This is a genomic window from Amycolatopsis sp. NPDC023774 (assembly GCF_040639695.1).
Lineage (GTDB): Bacteria > Actinomycetota > Actinomycetes > Mycobacteriales > Pseudonocardiaceae > Amycolatopsis.
Genome location: NZ_JBFAAJ010000005.1, coordinates 87,841 through 103,519, shown reverse-complemented (window position 1 = coordinate 103,519; position 15,679 = coordinate 87,841). Strand labels below are relative to the sequence as shown.

Annotated in this window: 18 protein-coding genes; 14 read left to right on the top strand and 4 right to left on the bottom strand. The window is 71.2% G+C overall.

Annotation, left to right across the window (positions count from 1 at the left end):
• Window positions 1–2 precede the first annotated feature (2 nt).
• From AB0F91_RS15275 to AB0F91_RS15260, 4 genes are all read left to right on the top strand, one after another.
• Entirely contained in the window at window positions 3–761 is a 759-nt protein-coding gene (locus AB0F91_RS15275) for an amino acid ABC transporter permease (RefSeq protein ID WP_360598001.1), read from the top strand.
• Window positions 758–1,498: an amino acid ABC transporter ATP-binding protein gene (locus AB0F91_RS15270; protein WP_360598000.1), complete on the top strand. Its 741-nt coding sequence runs from the start codon at window positions 758–760 to the stop codon at window positions 1,496–1,498. The genes AB0F91_RS15275 and AB0F91_RS15270 overlap by 4 nt, the downstream gene beginning before the upstream one ends.
• Before the next feature lie 133 nt (window positions 1,499–1,631).
• Entirely contained in the window at window positions 1,632–2,429 is a 798-nt protein-coding gene (locus AB0F91_RS15265; RefSeq protein ID WP_360597999.1) for an FAD-dependent oxidoreductase, read from the top strand.
• Between the two features lie 160 nt (window positions 2,430–2,589).
• Window positions 2,590–2,991, top strand: coding sequence for a hypothetical protein (locus AB0F91_RS15260; RefSeq protein WP_360597998.1), 402 nt, complete (start codon window positions 2,590–2,592; stop codon window positions 2,989–2,991).
• On the opposite strand, the gene AB0F91_RS15255 is transcribed toward AB0F91_RS15260, so the two are convergent.
• Window positions 2,927–4,171 carry a hypothetical protein gene (locus tag AB0F91_RS15255; protein WP_360597996.1) on the bottom strand — a complete coding sequence of 415 codons (1,245 nt, stop codon included), beginning with the start codon at window positions 4,169–4,171 and terminating at the stop codon, window positions 2,927–2,929. The genes AB0F91_RS15260 and AB0F91_RS15255 overlap by 65 nt on opposite strands.
• A gap of 65 nt (window positions 4,172–4,236) precedes the next feature.
• The gene (locus AB0F91_RS15250) at window positions 4,237–5,028 is read right to left on the bottom strand and encodes an SAM-dependent chlorinase/fluorinase (RefSeq protein ID WP_360597994.1); all 792 of its coding nucleotides are present in this window, start codon (window positions 5,026–5,028) and stop codon (window positions 4,237–4,239) included.
• A 47-nt stretch (window positions 5,029–5,075) separates the two neighbouring features.
• On the opposite strand from AB0F91_RS15250, the gene AB0F91_RS15245 reads away from it, so the two are divergent.
• The 4 genes from AB0F91_RS15245 (at window position 5,076) to AB0F91_RS15230 (ending at window position 8,194) form a co-directional block, all read left to right on the top strand.
• Window positions 5,076–5,960, top strand: coding sequence for a phosphoribosylaminoimidazolesuccinocarboxamide synthase (locus tag AB0F91_RS15245; protein ID WP_360597993.1), 885 nt, complete (start codon window positions 5,076–5,078; stop codon window positions 5,958–5,960).
• Between the two features lie 32 nt (window positions 5,961–5,992).
• Entirely contained in the window at window positions 5,993–6,826 is an 834-nt protein-coding gene (locus tag AB0F91_RS15240) for a patatin-like phospholipase family protein (protein ID WP_360597991.1), read from the top strand.
• A 63-nt stretch (window positions 6,827–6,889) separates the two neighbouring features.
• Window positions 6,890–7,411, top strand: a complete 522-nt coding sequence (locus AB0F91_RS15235) for an NADPH-dependent FMN reductase (protein WP_360597989.1) — start codon at window positions 6,890–6,892, stop codon at window positions 7,409–7,411.
• Window positions 7,412–7,486: 75 nt separating this feature from the next.
• Window positions 7,487–8,194 (top strand): DUF2334 domain-containing protein, encoded by a 708-nt coding sequence (locus tag AB0F91_RS15230; RefSeq protein ID WP_360597988.1) that lies wholly within the window; start codon window positions 7,487–7,489, stop codon window positions 8,192–8,194.
• A 39-nt stretch (window positions 8,195–8,233) separates the two neighbouring features.
• Here the strand turns inward: AB0F91_RS15230 and AB0F91_RS15225 are convergent, their stop codons facing one another.
• Complete coding sequence (locus AB0F91_RS15225; protein WP_360597986.1) at window positions 8,234–8,866, bottom strand: hypothetical protein; 633 nt, start codon at window positions 8,864–8,866, stop codon at window positions 8,234–8,236.
• Window positions 8,867–8,898: 32 nt separating this feature from the next.
• Entirely contained in the window at window positions 8,899–9,195 is a 297-nt protein-coding gene (locus AB0F91_RS15220) for a hypothetical protein (protein WP_360597985.1), read from the bottom strand.
• A 286-nt stretch (window positions 9,196–9,481) separates the two neighbouring features.
• Between AB0F91_RS15220 and AB0F91_RS15215 the strand changes: the two genes are divergently transcribed.
• From AB0F91_RS15215 to AB0F91_RS15190, 6 genes are all read left to right on the top strand, one after another.
• Window positions 9,482–10,078, top strand: coding sequence for a TetR/AcrR family transcriptional regulator (locus tag AB0F91_RS15215; protein WP_360597983.1), 597 nt, complete (start codon window positions 9,482–9,484; stop codon window positions 10,076–10,078).
• Between the two features lie 83 nt (window positions 10,079–10,161).
• Window positions 10,162–11,709, top strand: coding sequence for a class I adenylate-forming enzyme family protein (locus AB0F91_RS15210; protein WP_360597981.1), 1,548 nt, complete (start codon window positions 10,162–10,164; stop codon window positions 11,707–11,709).
• Window positions 11,710–11,740: 31 nt separating this feature from the next.
• Window positions 11,741–12,412, top strand: coding sequence for an SRPBCC family protein (locus AB0F91_RS15205; protein ID WP_360597979.1), 672 nt, complete (start codon window positions 11,741–11,743; stop codon window positions 12,410–12,412).
• Window positions 12,409–13,803, top strand: a complete 1,395-nt coding sequence (locus AB0F91_RS15200) for an aldehyde dehydrogenase family protein (RefSeq protein ID WP_360597977.1) — start codon at window positions 12,409–12,411, stop codon at window positions 13,801–13,803. Before AB0F91_RS15205 ends, AB0F91_RS15200 begins: the two co-directional genes overlap by 4 nt.
• Window positions 13,800–14,888 (top strand): zinc-binding dehydrogenase, encoded by a 1,089-nt coding sequence (locus AB0F91_RS15195; RefSeq protein WP_360597975.1) that lies wholly within the window; start codon window positions 13,800–13,802, stop codon window positions 14,886–14,888. The genes AB0F91_RS15200 and AB0F91_RS15195 overlap by 4 nt, the downstream gene beginning before the upstream one ends.
• The gene (locus tag AB0F91_RS15190) at window positions 14,885–15,679 is read left to right on the top strand and encodes an MBL fold metallo-hydrolase (protein ID WP_360597973.1); all 795 of its coding nucleotides are present in this window, start codon (window positions 14,885–14,887) and stop codon (window positions 15,677–15,679) included. Before AB0F91_RS15195 ends, AB0F91_RS15190 begins: the two co-directional genes overlap by 4 nt.

The following is a 15,679-nucleotide window of genomic DNA, read 5'->3' as shown; positions in this document are numbered from 1 at the left end:
CAATGGATCAGTTTCTCGACACGTTCCTCAACTGGGACTACATCTGGCAGGTCTTCCCCGACCTGCTGAAGACTGGCCTGGTCAATACGCTGATCCTCGCGGGGGTGTCGGCGATCATCGGCACCGTGCTCGGCATGGTGCTGGCCGTGATGGGACTGTCCCAGAAGGTCTGGCTGCGCTGGCCCGCCCGGGTGTACACCGACATCTTCCGCGGCCTGCCGGCGATCCTGACGATCCTCGTCATCGGCCAGGGCCTCGGCACGCTCGCGCGGCCACTCGTCGGCCACAACCCGTACCCGCTGGGAATCACGGCGCTGAGCCTCATCGCCGCCGCCTACATCGGTGAGATCTTCCGGGCGGGCATCCAGAGCGTCGAAAAAGGACAGCTGGAGGCCAGCCGTGCGTTGGGCATGACCTACACCAAGGCGATGCTGCTGGTGGTGATCCCGCAGGGCGTGCGCCGCGTGCTGCCCGCGCTGGTGAACCAGTTCATCGCGCTGGTGAAGGACTCGACGCTGGTGTACTTCCTCGGGTTCCTCACTTCGCAGCGCGAGCTGTTCCGCATCGGCCAGGACCTGGCGGCCAACACGGGCAACCTTTCGCCGCTGGTGGCGGCCGGGGCGGTGTACCTCGTGATCACCGTGCCGCTCACGCACCTGGTGAACTACATCGACAAGCGCCTGCAGGCCGGCCGCAAGGTCCGCGCCGATCCCGGCGACAGCGACCTGTCGCTCGTGAACACCGAGAGGGTGAGCCTGTGACCACCGCCGTGCGTTCGTCCAGTGTGGAGCTGCGCGACATCCACGTCAGCTTCGGCACGCTCGAGGTCCTGCGCGGCGTGGACCTGAGCGTGGCCAGCGGCCGCACCACGTGCGTCATCGGTCCCTCGGGCTCAGGCAAGTCCACGCTGCTGCGCTGCGTCAACCGCCTGCAGGAACCCGACAGCGGCGACCTGCTGCTCGACGGCACCAGTGTAATCCACTCGAACCCCGACGCGCTGCGCCAGCGCGTGGGCATGGTGTTCCAGCACTTCAACCTGTTCGGCCACCGCAGCGTGCTGGACAACATCGTGCTGCCGCTGCGGAGCGTGAAGCGTCTGTCCAAAGAGGAGGCCACGGCGATCGCGCACGCGCGGCTGGCCGAGGTCGGCCTGCAGGACAAGGCGCCGTACCGGCCGTCGGCGCTGTCGGGTGGACAGCAGCAGCGCGTGGCCATCGCGCGGGCGCTGGCGATGGACCCCGAGGTGATGCTGTTCGACGAGGCCACCTCCGCGCTGGACCCCGAGCTGGTCAAGGGCGTGCTGAACCTGATGGCGGGCCTGGCTTCGCGGGGCCTCACGTTGATCGTGGTGACGCACGAAATGGGCTTCGCGCGCAGCGTCGCCGACGAAGTGGCGTTCATGGACGCGGGCCGGATCGTGGAGCAGGGCAGTCCGGACCAGATCTTCGACAACCCGCGCAGCCCACGGTTGCAGCAGTTCCTTTCGCAGGTGCTCTGAGCGCTCTCGGCAAGTTCCCCGAATTGTTCGCACGTATCACGAAATTCGATGACTTGACCGGGGAATTCGTGAACGTAAGGTCAGGCCCGCACTTCATCGCATTCACGCTCGAGCCGAGAGCGAGGAAGTCGAGATGGGTCGAGCCGGGGAGCTCACCGCGCGGGTCAAGGGCGGGGTCTATTTTCCGGGTGATGTGGGGTACGACCGGGAACGGGGCGGGTTCAACCTCGCGCTCGACCACCGGCCCGAGGTGGTGGTGGCGGCCGGGGCCGAATCCGACGTGGTCGCGGGCGTGCGCTTCGCCGCGGAGCACGGGCTGGCCCTCGACGTGCAGTCGACCGGTCACGGCGCGCACCGCTCGATGCGCGGCGGCCTGCTCGTCACCACGCGGAGCCTGAACCGGGTCGAGGTCGATCCGCGGCGGCGGGTCGCGCGGGTTTCGGCCGGCGCGACCGCGGGCGATGTGCTCGTCGCCACCGCCGCACACGGCCTGACCGCGCCGGTCGGGTCCGCGCCCGGTGTCGGCTACGTCTCCTACAGACTCGGCGGCGGCCTCGGCATGCTCGGCCGACGGCACGGGTACGCCGCCGACCACGTGCGCCGCTTCGAGATCGTCACCGCCGACGGTCGCGAACTCACCGTGACGGCCGAGCAGCACCCCGAGCTGTTCCGGGCCCTGCGCGGCGGCGGCGGCAACCTCGCCGCGGTCACGGCGCTGGAAACCACCCCGGTGCCGTTGCGCGAGCTCTACGGCGGCAGCTTGTTCTTCACCGCCGAGCGCGCACCGGTGGTCATCGGGCGGTTCCGCTCGAGCCTGGCGACGGCGCCGCGGGAGCTGAGCCTGTCGCTCGCGTTCCTCGCCTTCCCGGACGTGCCGGGCGTGCCCGATCCGCTGCGGGGCCGGTTCTGCTGCCACCTGCGCGTGGCCTAACTGGGCGACGCGGACGCCGGCCGGCGGTTCGTCGAGCCCCTGGTCACGGCAGGCCCCTTCCTCGACACGGTGAAGCTGATGCCGCTGACCGACCTCGGCTCAATCCACGCCGACCCGGTGGGCCCGCTGCCGGTCGACAGCGAGAGCGTCGCGCTGACCAGTGAGGACGCGCTGGGAGGTCGTGCCGTCGCTCGTGGACCCGCGTGCGCCGTTCATGCTGGAGCTGCGGCACCTCGGCGGCGCCCTGGCCGACGAGCCCGAGGTCGCGGACGCCGTCGGGCACCGCGCGGCGCGGCTGAACCTGTTCACGTCGGGTCACCCCGGCGCCACACCGGGGTCACAGGCGCACGTCTACGAAGCCGTCTCGCAGTGGAGCTCGGGCGGTCCACTGAGGACGTTCCTGCCGACCGGCCACACCGATGCGTCATCCTGCTACGAACCGGCCACGGCCACCGAGCTCGCGCGCCTCAAGGACGTCTGGGACCCGGGCGACGTGTTCAGCTTCGCGCCGGCCGTGCTGGCACCAGCTCTTCGAGCCAGTCGAACATCCGGTTCTCGGTGAGCAGCCGGCCCATCGGCTGTACATGCTCGTTCGCGCCCTCCGCGACGGTGAACCGCAGCAGGTCCGCACGGCCGCCGCGCCCGCGCACGAGCTCGGCGAGCCGGCTGGACTGGCCGGGCCAGAACTGCTCGTCGTCGGGGTCGGTGATGAGCAGGGGCGTGCTGATGGCGGCGACGGTCTCCTCGGCCAGCTGGTACTTCTCGACGGCTTTGCAGAGGTCGTACCAGTCTTCGTGGGAGTAGGGCCGCGCGCGGAACGTCAGGGTGCGGCGCAGGCGCGGCAGGCGGACGGCGAGGCCCATGTCGCGGTTGAACGTGTCGCGCTCGCCGTGCTCCAGCGCGGTCCGCATGCCTTTGGACAGCGGGCGCACCCACGAAGTCGACACGTCGACCACGCCCGGATCTATCACCGCGGCGGCCAGGCGGTGCTCGAACGCGAGCGCGCGGGGCAGCCAGTACCCGGCCTGGCTGATGCCGTAGCCGGCCAGCTCGGCGACGTCCGGACGGTCGACGAGCGTGTCGACGACCGGAGTGAGCACGGCTTCCCAGTCGTGGCGGAAACAGGTCTCGCGCTCGAACAGCATCGACTGCTGGCCGGGGCCGTCGTAGAGGAACGCGTTCCAGCCGCGGGCCAGCGCGCCGGCCGCGGCGGAGGTCCACAGGTCGCTGAGGGCGCCGTCGCTGCCGTTGGTGACGACGAGCGTCGGGCGCGAGGTTCCGGACGAGTCCGGGCGCAGGAGGTAACCGGGCAGTTCCGTGCCTTCGTAGGGAACCGGGACATGGAGGAAGGCGCCGTCGGAGCAGTCCACCAGGGCTTCCCAGCATTCCCGGTGGGACCTGAACGCCGCTTTCACCGCGGCCGTGTCGTCCCCTGTGGACAGTCCGTCGACGACGCAGGCCCAGTACGTCGCAGCTCGCAGGTAGTGGGAGCCGGCGCTGACCAGGTGCCCCGCTTCGCGCGCCTTCGCGGCTTCTTCCTGCACCCGGGACGCCGTCCGCTCCCATTCGCGTGCCCAGTCCGCCGGCCGGCTGACGCGGGCGATCGTGGCCAGCACCTCACCGACTTCACTCGCTCCGCGCACGGCGCGGCCGAGCACTCCACGCGTGGCGAAATCCAGCTCGTCGTCGCGGAAGAACCCCGCGGAAATGACCTTGTTGCCGTGGGAAACCAACGCGACCATTCGTGCCTCCCCATTCTGCGTCCGCACTCGCCTCTCGGTGCGGGCGTTGACAAGGCGGGGTTTGCTCAGCCGGCGGGGGAAGCGGTGATCGTGCATTCCTCGGCGGCGCCCAATTTCAGCACCGCAGCAGCGGATCCGCCGTTCACGGCGATGGCCAGGTGGCCGGCGGAGTCGGTGAAAACCAGGTTCGCGCCCGGGGGCACGTCGCCGAACGTCCGCCCGATCGCCGCCGACACCGCGACGCGTTCGCTGTGGACCGTGACCCCGCCCGTCAGGCCGGTCAGCTCGAGGTCGGCGGGGGTGGCGGCGAGCTGGACGTTGCCGAAGTGGTCGACCGTCAGCACGTCCGACACGAGCTTCCCGGGGAACGCGGCGATCAACGGCTCCGGCAGCCGGAGCAGGTCGTCGACCTCGGGCCCGAAGCTCGCGGGCTCGGCTCCGAGCGCGAGGCGCGCGGCGGCGGGGGCGAAGACGTCGCGGCCGTGGAAGGTCGCCGACGCCGGGTCGGGCACGTCGATCTCGTAGGCCTCGGTCACGCCGCCGAGCGCCGCCGAGGCGGGCAGGAGCAGGCCGTTGTCGGGCCCGACCAGCAGACCTCTGGGGGTGACGAGGACCAGTCCGCGGCGGGCGGTCCCCACTCCCGGGTCCACCACGGCCAGGTGCACGGCGTCCGGCAGCGAGGGCACGGTCTGCGCCAGCACCGCCGCGCCGGGACGCACTTGATGCGGCGGCACGAGGTGGGTCACGTCGAGCACGCGCACGTCGGGCGCCAGGCGCGCGATCACCCCGTGGCAGGCCGCGACGAAGCCGTCACGCAGGCCGTAGTCGGTGGTGAACGAGATCCAGCGGTAGCGCATGACCTGCATCATCCTCGCTTTCCGGCGCCTCGGGTTAGGGTGCAGCCGTGACGACGCTCGCCGAATACCCGAAGATCGCCGCCGGCAAGGTCCGGGAGCTCTACGCCGTGGGGGACGACCACCTGTTGCTGGTCACGTCCGACCGCATCTCGGCCTACGACTTCGTGCTGGACACGCCCATCCCCGACAAGGGCCGCGTCCTCACGGCGATGAGCGTGTTCTGGTTCACCCAGCTCGCCGACCTCATCCCGAACCACCTCGTGGCCTGGGACGACCCGCGCATCCCCGCCGAGGTGCTCGGCCGGGCGCTGCTCGTGCGGCGCCTGGACATGCTGCCGGTGGAGGCCGTCGCGCGCGGGTACCTCACGGGATCCGGCTTCGCGGACTACCAGCGCAGCGGCTCGGTCTGCGGTGTCGAGCTGCCGGGCGGCCTGGTCGAGTCGGCGCGTCTTCCGGAGCCGATCTTCACGCCGGCGACGAAGGCCGAGCTGGGGGAGCACGACGAGAACGTATCGTTCGAGACGGTCGCCGCGCGGATCGGCGTCGAGCGCGCCACCGAGGTCCGCGACGCGACGCTCGCCATCTACCGCCGCGGCGCCGAGTTCGCGGCCGAGCGCGGCATCCTGCTGGCGGACACGAAGTTCGAGTTCGGCCTCGACGCCGACGGCCGCCTCGTCCTCGCCGACGAGGTCCTCACCCCCGACTCGTCGCGCTACTGGCCGGCCGACGGCTACGCGCCCGGCCACGCCCAGCCGTCGTTCGACAAGCAGTACGTGCGCGACTGGCTCACCGGCCCGTCCGGCTGGGACCGCGCGTCGAACACCCAGCCGCCGCCGCTGCCGGACGACGTCGTGGCCGCCACGCGCGCGCGGTACGTCGAGGCTTACGAGCGCATCAGCGGGCTTTCGCTGGCCGACTGGCCGGGCGCCTGAAACTGTCGGTGGTCGCTGGCAGACTGGATCACATGAGCGAGGCTTTGGTATTGGGCGGCGGCGGGGTCGCGGGGATCGCGTGGATGACGGGCCTGCTGGCGGGCCTCGCCGACGCGGGCCGCGACGTCAGCGGGGCGGACCTGATCGTCGGCACGTCGGCCGGCTCCACCGTCGCCGCGCAGATCGGCAGCGGGTTGAGCTTGGGCGAGCTGTACGTCCGGCAGACGGACCCGGCCCGCCAGTCCCCGGAGATCCCGGTGGAGGTGGACCTGGAGAAGTTCGGCGAGCAGTTCGGCGCCGCGGTTTCGGCCGGCTCGGTTCTCGAGGTCCGGCGCGCGGTCGGCGAGTTCGCGCTGTCGGCCCCGACGGTGCCGGAGTCGCGCCGCCGCTCGGTGATCGAGGCGCGGCTCCCGTCGCACGAGTGGCCCACGCGCGCGTTGGCGATCGTGGCGGTCGACGCCTTCTCCGGCGAGCCTCGCGTCTTCCGCAACGACTCGGGCGTGCCGCTGGTCGACGCCGTGGCCGCCAGCTGCGCGGTCCCGGGCATCTGGCCGCCGGTCACCATCGCCGGCCACCGCTACGTCGACGGCGGGGTGCGATCCGCCGACAACGCCGACTACGCGGCGGGGTACGACCGGGTGCTCGTGGTGATGCCCCTGGGGTCGGCCGACGTGTTCCCGACGGAGAAGCCCTTCGCCGACGTCGTGGCCTCGCTGCGCGCCGGAGGTGCTTCGGTGGCCGTGGTGGAACCGGACGAGGCCTCCCTCGCGGCGATCGGCCAGAACCCCCTCGACCCGGAGACCCGGCGGCCGGCCGCCGAGGCGGGGCGGGCGCAGGGGAAGGGCTTGGAGATCGTCTGGTCGTGATCGCTTCTTGAGTGAGACGGAAAACAGGCAGCCGACCCGACTTTCACTGGCAGACTGGCACCCGTGATCCTGCTCATCTGCGGCAGTCTGCGGGGCGGTTCGGTGAACGCGGCGGTGATCGGGACCGCCGCGGGGTTCACCGAGTCCAAGGTCTACGCGGGCCTCGGCGACCTCCCGCACTTCAACCCCGACGACGACCTGGACCCCCTGCACCCGGCCGTCGCCGCGTTGCGCGCGGAGGTCGGTGCGGCCGATGGCGTGCTGATCTGCACGCCGGAGTACGCGGGTGGCTTGCCGGGGTCGTTCAAGAACCTGCTGGACTGGACCGTCGGCGGCGGCGAGATCTACGGCAAGCCCGTGTCGTGGATCAACGCGTCTTCCGTCGCGGCCCCGACCGGCGGCGCGGACGCCCACGAATCCCTGCGCAAAGTCCTCACCTACGCCGGCGCGCGCATCGTCGAGGACGCGTGCGCGCGCATCCCCATCCCGCGTCACACCGCGGCCGACGGCGTCATCACCGACCCCGACCTGCGGGGCCGGATCGCGATGGCCGTGAGCAGGCTGGTGGCGGCCACCAACGCCTGACACTGCGCAACTCTCACATGTCCTTTCTGTGCAGTTCACGGCGTTGTCAGGCAGGCGCCACCGGGCTGAGGCGCAATGGGACACGTGGATGCTCGCCTGCTGGTATCGCTGTCCGGGGCCACCCCGCGCACGCTGCACCGCTGCGCCGACCTCGCGTCGGAGCTGCAGCGGCGACGGGTGCCGCTGTCGATCCTGCACGCCGCGCGGACCGAGGACGGCCCGGTGACCGCCTGGGTGCGCACGCGCGCCGCCGCGGGCGACTCGGTGCTGCTGCACGGCTACGACCACCGCATCACGCCGACACACCGCACCGTCCAGCTCGGCCGCCGCGCGGAGTTCGCCGCGCTGCCCGCGCACGAGGCGCGCCTGCGCCTGATCGCCGCGAAGGCCGCGCTCGACACCACCGGCGTCGCCGTCGACGGGTTCGCGCCGCCGCGCTGGCTCGCCTCGCAGGGCACGCTGCAAGCGTTGCGGGAGCACGGTTTCACGCTCTGCGCCGACGCGGGTTCCGTCCGTGACCTCGTGACGGGCGAGGTGCTCCGGGCGCGCGTGCAGGAGTTCACGAGTCAGTCGCACCGCACGGAGACGGTCCGCTGCTTCGCCCTTGTGCTGGCGTCGGCCCGGGCCGCCCGCCGCGGCGGCCTGGTGCGCCTCGGCATCGACGCCGCCGACCTCACCCGCCCCGGCCTGCGCCAGGCCCTGCTCGACGCGGTCGACGTCGCCGTCGAAAACCGCGCCTTCGGCAGCACTTACAGCTCCCTGCGCCGCGCGGCCGCCGCCTGATCACTCCGCACCGAGGCCCGTCCCCGCCCGCACGCACAGTTACGTGAACTTGGTGTCGTCCACGCTTGCTCGGCTCAGCTTCGAACCGACGAGGCAGCCGAGGAAGCCGAGCGGGATTGACACGAGCGTAGGGTAGCCCAGCGGGAACGGCGCGCACGCCGCCCCGCCCGGCCACACCGCGGGGCTCAGCACGATCAGCACCACCGAGCTCACCAGCCCGTTCGCGATGCCGGTCAACGCGCCCCACGTGGTGAACCCGCGCCACGACAACGCCAGCGCGAGCGCCGGGAAGTTCGCGCTCGCCGCAACGGACAGCGCAAGCCCCACGAGGAACGCGACGGTGAAGTTCGGCCCCGCCACCAGCGTCACCGCCACCGCGATCGCCCCGATCACCGCGGACGAAAGCCGCGCCACGAGCTTCTGCTCCCGCTCGTCGGCATCGCCGCGGCGGATCACGTTCGACCACAGATCGTGCGAAGCCGAACCCGACGCCGACAGCACCAGCCCCGCGACCACCGCCAGGATCGTCGCGAACGCGACCGCGCCGACGAACGCCGTGAACACCTGGCCGCCGAACGCGTCCGGCCCGCCGCCGAGGTGCTGCGCGAGCAGCGGTGCCGCGAGGTTCGCCCGGGCCCGGCCGGCTTCTCGCCCGCGGAGCGACGTGAGCACGAAGAAGGTGCCGATCAGCGCGACTGCCCAGCCTACCGACGAGCGCGCCGTCTTCGCGTCCGCACGGTGAAGAAGCGGATCAGGATGTGCGGCAGCGCGGCCGTCCCGAGCACGAACGCGACCGCCGCGGCCACGGCGTTCAGCGGTGTGCGGTGCGACGCACCGGGCACGAGGTACGCGTCGCCGAGCGGGTGGGCCGCGGCGGCGCGGTCGAACAGGCCGATCGGGTTCCAGCCGACCTGGCTGAGCATCCCGATCGCCAGGGCCAGCCCGGCCGCCATCCGCAGCGCCCCCTTGATGATCTGCACCCCGTGGTCGCGCGCAGCCACGCGACGAGCACGAGGAACAGCGTGAACCAGCCGCGGCCGGCCGTGAGCACGACGGCCACGGAGCGGCGGCGCGATCGCACGAGCGTCTGGACCGCAGACGTCGCCTTGACCGGCGCAAACTCAGTGTCCAAAGAGGATGATAAGGGAGTCGGCATGGGCTGCCTTTTCAAAGAGGACAGAGGTTAGCTAACGCTCGTAAGTAACGCAGGTGTCCGATTCGCGAAGTTGGTTCTCGCCCCAGCCGGGTGAACGCCCCGTCGCGGCGGAGGGCTGGAATCATGGACGTATGGCTCCAGGGGCGGTCGGCAAGTCCGAAGCGAAGACGACGGTGAGCCCGGCCGCGGTCCGGGACGCCGCGCTCACGCTGTTCGCCGAGCGCGGCTACCACGGCACGGCCCTCAGCCAGATCGCGGCGGAGCTGAAGATCCGCACGCCCAGTCTGTACAACCACATGCGCGCCAAGCAGGACCTGTTGCGCGACATCGTCGCCGACACCACCGAGCAGGTCTGGGCCGACTACGAGGAGGCGGTCGAGGGCGTCGACGACGTCGCCGAGCGGCTGCGGAACGCGACGCGCGTGTACGCGCTGCGCCACGCCACCCACCGCCGCGAGGCCCTCGTCGTCAACCGCGACATCGCCAGCCTCGAAGAGCCCGCGCGCGGCAACGTGCTGGAGCTGCGCCGCCGCCACGCGCAGGCGTTCCGGGGTCTCATCGAGGAAGCGGGCGGCGTCGACCGGGAGTCCGCCACGCTCGCCGCGTTCGGGATTCTCGAGATGTGCGTGAGCATCGCCCGTTGGTTCCGCGAAGACGGCCCCCTCACGGCAGAAGAAGTCGCGGCCAAGTACAGCGAGTACGCGCTGCGTATCGCCGGTTTGGCGTAGCGAACACGGCTTGCCCTCGGTCGTGCCCCTCTCTACACTCCATCGACTAACTATCATTAGTTAACCTCGCGGTGGAGATGCCGATGCTCAGAGTCGAGTTGATCCGTCCCATCCCCCGGCTGCTGGTCGAACACGCGGCACGCTTCGGCGGCAAGGTCGCGTTCTACGACGACCGCCGGTCGGTCACCTACGCGGACCTGGCGGAGCGCACGCGGCGGCTCGCCGGGAACCTCCTGGACGAGGGCGTGGCGCATGGCGATCGCGTGCTGATCTACCTGGACAACAGCGTGGAGACGGCCGAGGCGTACTTGCTGACGACGCGCCTGGGTGCCGTCGGGGTGTGCGCGAACCCGAACGCCGCGCCGGCGGAGGTGGCCTACCAGCTGGATGACAGCGCCGCCCGTGTGGTGATCACCGATGACGCGCACCTCGACCACGTTCGCACCATGGTCGAGGCACGCGGCGCCGACACACTGGTCCTGCTGGTCACCGACGGGGCCGTCCCGCCGGACACCCGGTCGTACGAGCGGTTCGCGACCGCGGAACCGAAAAGCTCGCCGCGCGACGACCTCGGCCTGGACGACGTCGCGTGGATGCTCTACACGTCCGGCACCACCGGCCGGCCCAAGGGAGTGCTGCTGACGCAACGCAGCTGCCTGTGGGTGGTTGCCGCGTGCTGGGCGCCGATCGTCGGTCTGACGCCGGCCGATCGGGTGCTGTGCCCCCTGCCGCTGTTCCACTCCTACGCACTGGACCTGTGTGTGCTCGGGGTTTTCGCCATCGGCGCCACGGAGCGGATCCTTCCGCGGTTCACGACGTCGCGGGTGCTTGAGCTCCTGACCGAGGAGCCCTTCACGTTCATGCCCGGCGTGCCCACGATGTTCCAGTACCTGCTCCACGGCGCGCGCGGGAAGGGCTTTCACAGCACCACGCTCAGGATGTGCGTGTCCGCGGGCGCGATCATGCCGGCCGCGCTCAACGCCGAGTTCGAGCAGAAATTCGGGGTGCAGCTGCTGGAGGGTTACGGCATCACCGAAACGTCCACAATGGTCACCATGAACACGCCGCGCGGCGGCCGCGTGCTGGGTTCGTGCGGCCTGCCGTTGCCCGGTGTCGGCGTGCGGCTGGTCGACCCGGTGACCGGCGAGGACGTGGGTGTCGGCGACGAGGGGGAGTTGTGGGTCAGCGGGCCGAACATCATGCAGGGCTACCACAACCGCGCTGAAGCGAGTGCGGAGGTGCTGCGGCTCGGCTGGTACCGCACGGGTGACCTCGGGCGGCGCGACGCCAACGGGTTCCTCACGATTTCCGGGCGCACCAAGGAACTCATCATCCGCGGCGGGGAGAACATCTACCCCGCCGAGGTGGAGGCGGTGCTGCTGAAGGCGCCCGGGGTGGCCGACGCCGCCGTGGTCGCGCGCAAGCACGCCGACCTGGGTGAGGTGCCCGTCGCGTTCGTCGTGCCCGAGCAGCCGGGCAAGCTCGATGAGCCGGCGCTGCTGGCCGCGTGCAAGCAGGAGCTTTCGCACTTCAAAGTGCCCGAGCAGATCGTCGAGATCGACGCGATTCCCCGCACCGGATCCGGCAAGATCATGCGCTTCCGCCTGCAGGAACGCCTGATCGACGCGTGACGCGCGCCGCCCGGGTTGACCGGGAACGGTGGTGCTCGTAGTCTACAAACTAACGTTAATTAGTAGGGTGGTGTGCGTGGACCTGTCCAACACCTTCACCGTCGACCTCCCGGTCGACGACGCCTGGCGCGTGCTGACCGACCTCGAGCGCGTGGCCCCGTGCCTGCCTGGCGCCGCGCTGCTCGGCGTCGAGAACGGCGTGTACCAGGGCGCGGTGAAGATCAAGGTGGGCCCCGTTTCCGCGAAGTACCAGGGCACCGCGTGCTTCGTCGAGAAGGACGACAGCGCCCACCGCGCGGTGCTGCGGGCCGAGGGTAAGGACGTCGGTGGCCAGGGCAACGCGGCTGCCACCGTGACCGCGACCCTCACCGCGCAGGGCAGCGGGACCAAAGTGGACGTGCGCACGGACCTCGTCCTGTCGGGGCGGGCCGCGCAGTTCGGCAGCGGCGTGATCGCCGACGTCACCGGCAAGCTGCTCGGGCAGTTCGTACACCGGCTGGAAGCCGAGGTCGCCGGCGAGCCGGGTTGTTGTGTCGAGCCGGTCAACGGCGAGGCCGTGAACCTCGACGACATCGAGCCACTCGACGTGATGGCGAGCGTCGGCGGCACCATCGCGAAGCGTGCGCTGCCCGCCGCGGCCGTGGCCCTGCTGCTGGCCGTGCTGGCGATCCTCCTGGCGCGCAAGGGAAAGGTGGCTGAATGAGTGACCTGGTGCGGGAGCCCCACCTGTACGTCGGCGGCCGGTGGATCGCCGGTGGTGGCGACGAGTGCGAGGTGGAGAACCCGGCGACCGAGCAACCGGCGGGTGTCGTCACGCAGGCCTCGTCCGCGGTGGTGAACCTCGCGGTGGCGTCGGCGAACGCGGCGTTCGACGGCTGGTCCGCCACGCCCGCCGCCGAGCGGGCCGCGGCGTTGCGGCGTTTGCACGACGTGATCACCGAGCGCGCCGGCAAGTTCGCCGAGCTCATCACGCTCGAGCAGGGTTCACCGCCGCCGGTGGCGCGGAAGCTGCACGTCGACACGCCACTGGCGGTGCTCGCCCGCACGGCCGACGCGCTGGACGAGTTCACATTCCGCCGCGAGCTCGGCAACTCCGTGATCCTGCGCGAGCCGGTGGGTGTCGTCGCGGCGATCACGCCGTGGAACCTGCCGCTGCACCAGATCATCGTCAAGGTCGCGCCGGCGCTGGCCGCCGGGTGCACCGTGGTGCTCAAGCCCGCCGCGCTCACGCCGCTCACCGCGTTCGAGCTGATGCGCGCCTTCGACGCCGCGGGGTTCCCGGCCGGCACGATCAACCTGGTCACGGGTAGCGGGCGCGACGTCGGAGACCAGCTGACGCGCAGCGCGAGTGTGGACCACGTGTCGTTCACCGGGTCCACGCCGGTGGGCGCGCAGGTCGCGGCCGCCGCGGCGGAGACGATCAAGGGCGTGACGCTGGAGCTGGGCGGGAAATCCGCCAGTGTCGTGCTGTCCGATGTGGACGACGCGCTGCTCGCCAAGGCCGTGAAGGTCACCGTGGCGAACTGTTACCTCAACGGCGGCCAGACGTGCACCGCGCTCTCGCGGCTCATCGTCCCGGCCAACCGCGTCGCGCAGGTGGAGGAACTGGCGGCCGCGGCATCGGCGAAGTACGTGCCCGGTGAGCGGCTCGGGCCGCTGATCTCGGCCGGGCAGCGCAAGGAGGTCGAGAGCTTCCGCACTGGTGAGGCCAGGGCGATCACCGGCCCGGTCGAGCTGCCGGACCGCGGGTACTACGTCCAGCCCACTGTGTACAGCGGAGTCGATCCGGACTCGCGGCTGGCGCAGGAAGAGGTCTTCGGCCCCGTGCTGGCGATCCTCGCCGCGGAGTCGGACGACGAGGCCATCGCCAGCGCCAACAACTCGCGTTACGGGCTGGGCGGAGCGCTGTGGACCGGGGACCCGGGCCACGCCCTCGACTACGCCGCTCGCATCCGCACCGGCCAGGTCGACGTCAACGCCGCCCCGTTCAACCCGCGCGCGCCATTCGGCGGCTACAAGGCCTCGGGCGTCGGCCGCGAGATCGGCGACTACGGGATCGAAGACGTGCTGGAGATCAAGGCGGTGCAGCTGTGACCGAGATCAACGCGCTGGTCCTGCGGGAAACCGGCGCCCCGATGAGCGTCGAACGCATCCGCCTGCGCGACGTCGGGCCCGGCGACGTGCGGGTTCGCATCGACGCGACCGGCGTCTGCCACTCGGATCTGTCGCTGGCCCGCGGCGTGCTCGCGCAGCAGCTGCCGGCCGTGCTCGGCCACGAGGCGTGCGGCACGGTGCTGGAGGCCGGTGCGGAGGTCGCGGACCTGAGCGTCGGCGACCGGGTGATCCTGCTGTGGATCACGCCGTGCGGCGACTGCGTCCACTGTGGACGTGGTGAGGCACACCTGTGCGTGAACGGGTCTGCGCGCGGAGCCGAGCCGTACGCGGAGGACGCCGGTGGCAACCCGGTTTACGCCGGGCTCACGGTCGGCTCGTTCGCCGAGCAGACCGTCGTCCCGGCCGCGGCCGCGGTGAAGGTGCCGGACGACATCAGCTCCGCCGACGCCGCGTTGCTCGGCTGCGCGGTGACCACCGGCGTCGGCGCCGTCACCAAGACCGCGCGGGTCACACCCGGGTCGTCAGTGCTGGTCGTGGGCCTCGGTGGGGTCGGCCTGGCCGCGATCCAGGGCGCGAAACTCGCCGGTGCGAGCACCGTGGTCGCCGTGGACCGCAACCCCGACAAGGCGGCCTACGCCACGAAACTCGGCGCCGACCACTTCGTCCCGGCCGACGACACGACGAAGAAGGCCGTGCGCGCCTTGACCGGCGGCGAGGGCGTGGACTACGCGTTCGACTGCGTCGGCTCCGCCGGCACGATCCGCGACGCGTGGGGCATGACCCGCCGCGGCGGCACGGCGTGCGTGGTCGGTGTCGGCGGGAAGGACGACCAGGTGTCGTTCAGCGCGCTGGAGCTGTTCCACTTCGCCCGCACCCTCGTCGGCTGCGTCGCCGGCTCACTCGACGCGGGCCACGACCTGCCGCGTTACTTCGAATATGTCCGAAGTGGACGGCTTGACCTCGCGGCCATGGTGACCGGCCACGGTGGACTCGGCGACATCGAGAGGGCGCTGGCCGACATGGCCGCCGGCCGGGGTGTGCGGACGCTGGTGGTGCCGGCATGAAGGTCGGAGCGCTCACCCTCGAACCGGTCTACGACGGCTACGGCCGCGAGCCCGCCCGGGAAGTCCTCCGGCGACCCGGCGTGCCCGACGCGTGGGCCTGCCACGAGCACCTGCTCGACGAACGCGGCGACCTCGACCTGACACTCGGCGGATTCCTGCTGCGCACCGGCGACCGCGTGGTGCTGATCGACGCCGGGGTCGGCACGATCGACAACGACAAGTACCACGGCGGCCAGTTTCTCGAGAGCCTGCGTGAACACGGCGTCGCTCCCGACGACGTGACCGACGTCGTGTTCACGCACCTGCACTTCGACCACGTCGGCTGGGCCACGAAGAGGGGCCAGGTCGTGTTCCCGAACGCGACGTACCGCGTGCACGCGGCCGACTGGGCGCACTTCGTCGACAGCCCGGACGCCGAACCCGGCGCGGTCCGCAAGCTGTCGCCGCTGGCCGCACGGCTCCAGCCGTTCGAAGCGGACACCACGCTCGCGCCCGGCCTCGACACGCGGCACGTGCCCGGCCACACGCCCGGCTCCACGATCTTCGTCGTCTCCAGTGAGGGCGAGCGCGCGCTGCTGCTCGGCGACGTCGCGCACTCCACAGTGGAGCTGACCGACCCGACGTGGGAAGCGATCTTCGACGTCGACCGCACGGCCGCGCGAAAGGTGCGCGCCGGGCTGATCGAGGAGCTTGCCGACAGCTCCGACGCGGTGGCCGGCGCGCACTTCCCAGGCCTGCGGTTCGGCCGTGTCGTGACCGTCTCCGGCGGGCGCCGGTTCGAGCTCATCTGA

Coding starts and splice junctions, on each gene's coding strand:
- AB0F91_RS15240 (WP_360597991.1), top strand. CDS start 5,993: ATGAGCGAGGCTTTGGTATTGGGCGGCGGCGGGGTCGCGGGGATCGCG.
- AB0F91_RS15200 (WP_360597977.1), top strand. CDS start 12,409: ATGAGTGACCTGGTGCGGGAGCCCCACCTGTACGTCGGCGGCCGGTGG.
- AB0F91_RS15210 (WP_360597981.1), top strand. CDS start 10,162: ATGCTCAGAGTCGAGTTGATCCGTCCCATCCCCCGGCTGCTGGTCGAA.
- AB0F91_RS15275 (WP_360598001.1), top strand. CDS start 3: ATGGATCAGTTTCTCGACACGTTCCTCAACTGGGACTACATCTGGCAG.
- AB0F91_RS15255 (WP_360597996.1), bottom strand. CDS start 4,171: ATGGTCGCGTTGGTTTCCCACGGCAACAAGGTCATTTCCGCGGGGTTC.
- AB0F91_RS15215 (WP_360597983.1), top strand. CDS start 9,482: ATGGCTCCAGGGGCGGTCGGCAAGTCCGAAGCGAAGACGACGGTGAGC.
- AB0F91_RS15230 (WP_360597988.1), top strand. CDS start 7,487: ATGGGACACGTGGATGCTCGCCTGCTGGTATCGCTGTCCGGGGCCACC.
- AB0F91_RS15250 (WP_360597994.1), bottom strand. CDS start 5,028: ATGCGCTACCGCTGGATCTCGTTCACCACCGACTACGGCCTGCGTGAC.
- AB0F91_RS15265 (WP_360597999.1), top strand. CDS start 1,632: ATGGGTCGAGCCGGGGAGCTCACCGCGCGGGTCAAGGGCGGGGTCTAT.
- AB0F91_RS15190 (WP_360597973.1), top strand. CDS start 14,885: ATGAAGGTCGGAGCGCTCACCCTCGAACCGGTCTACGACGGCTACGGC.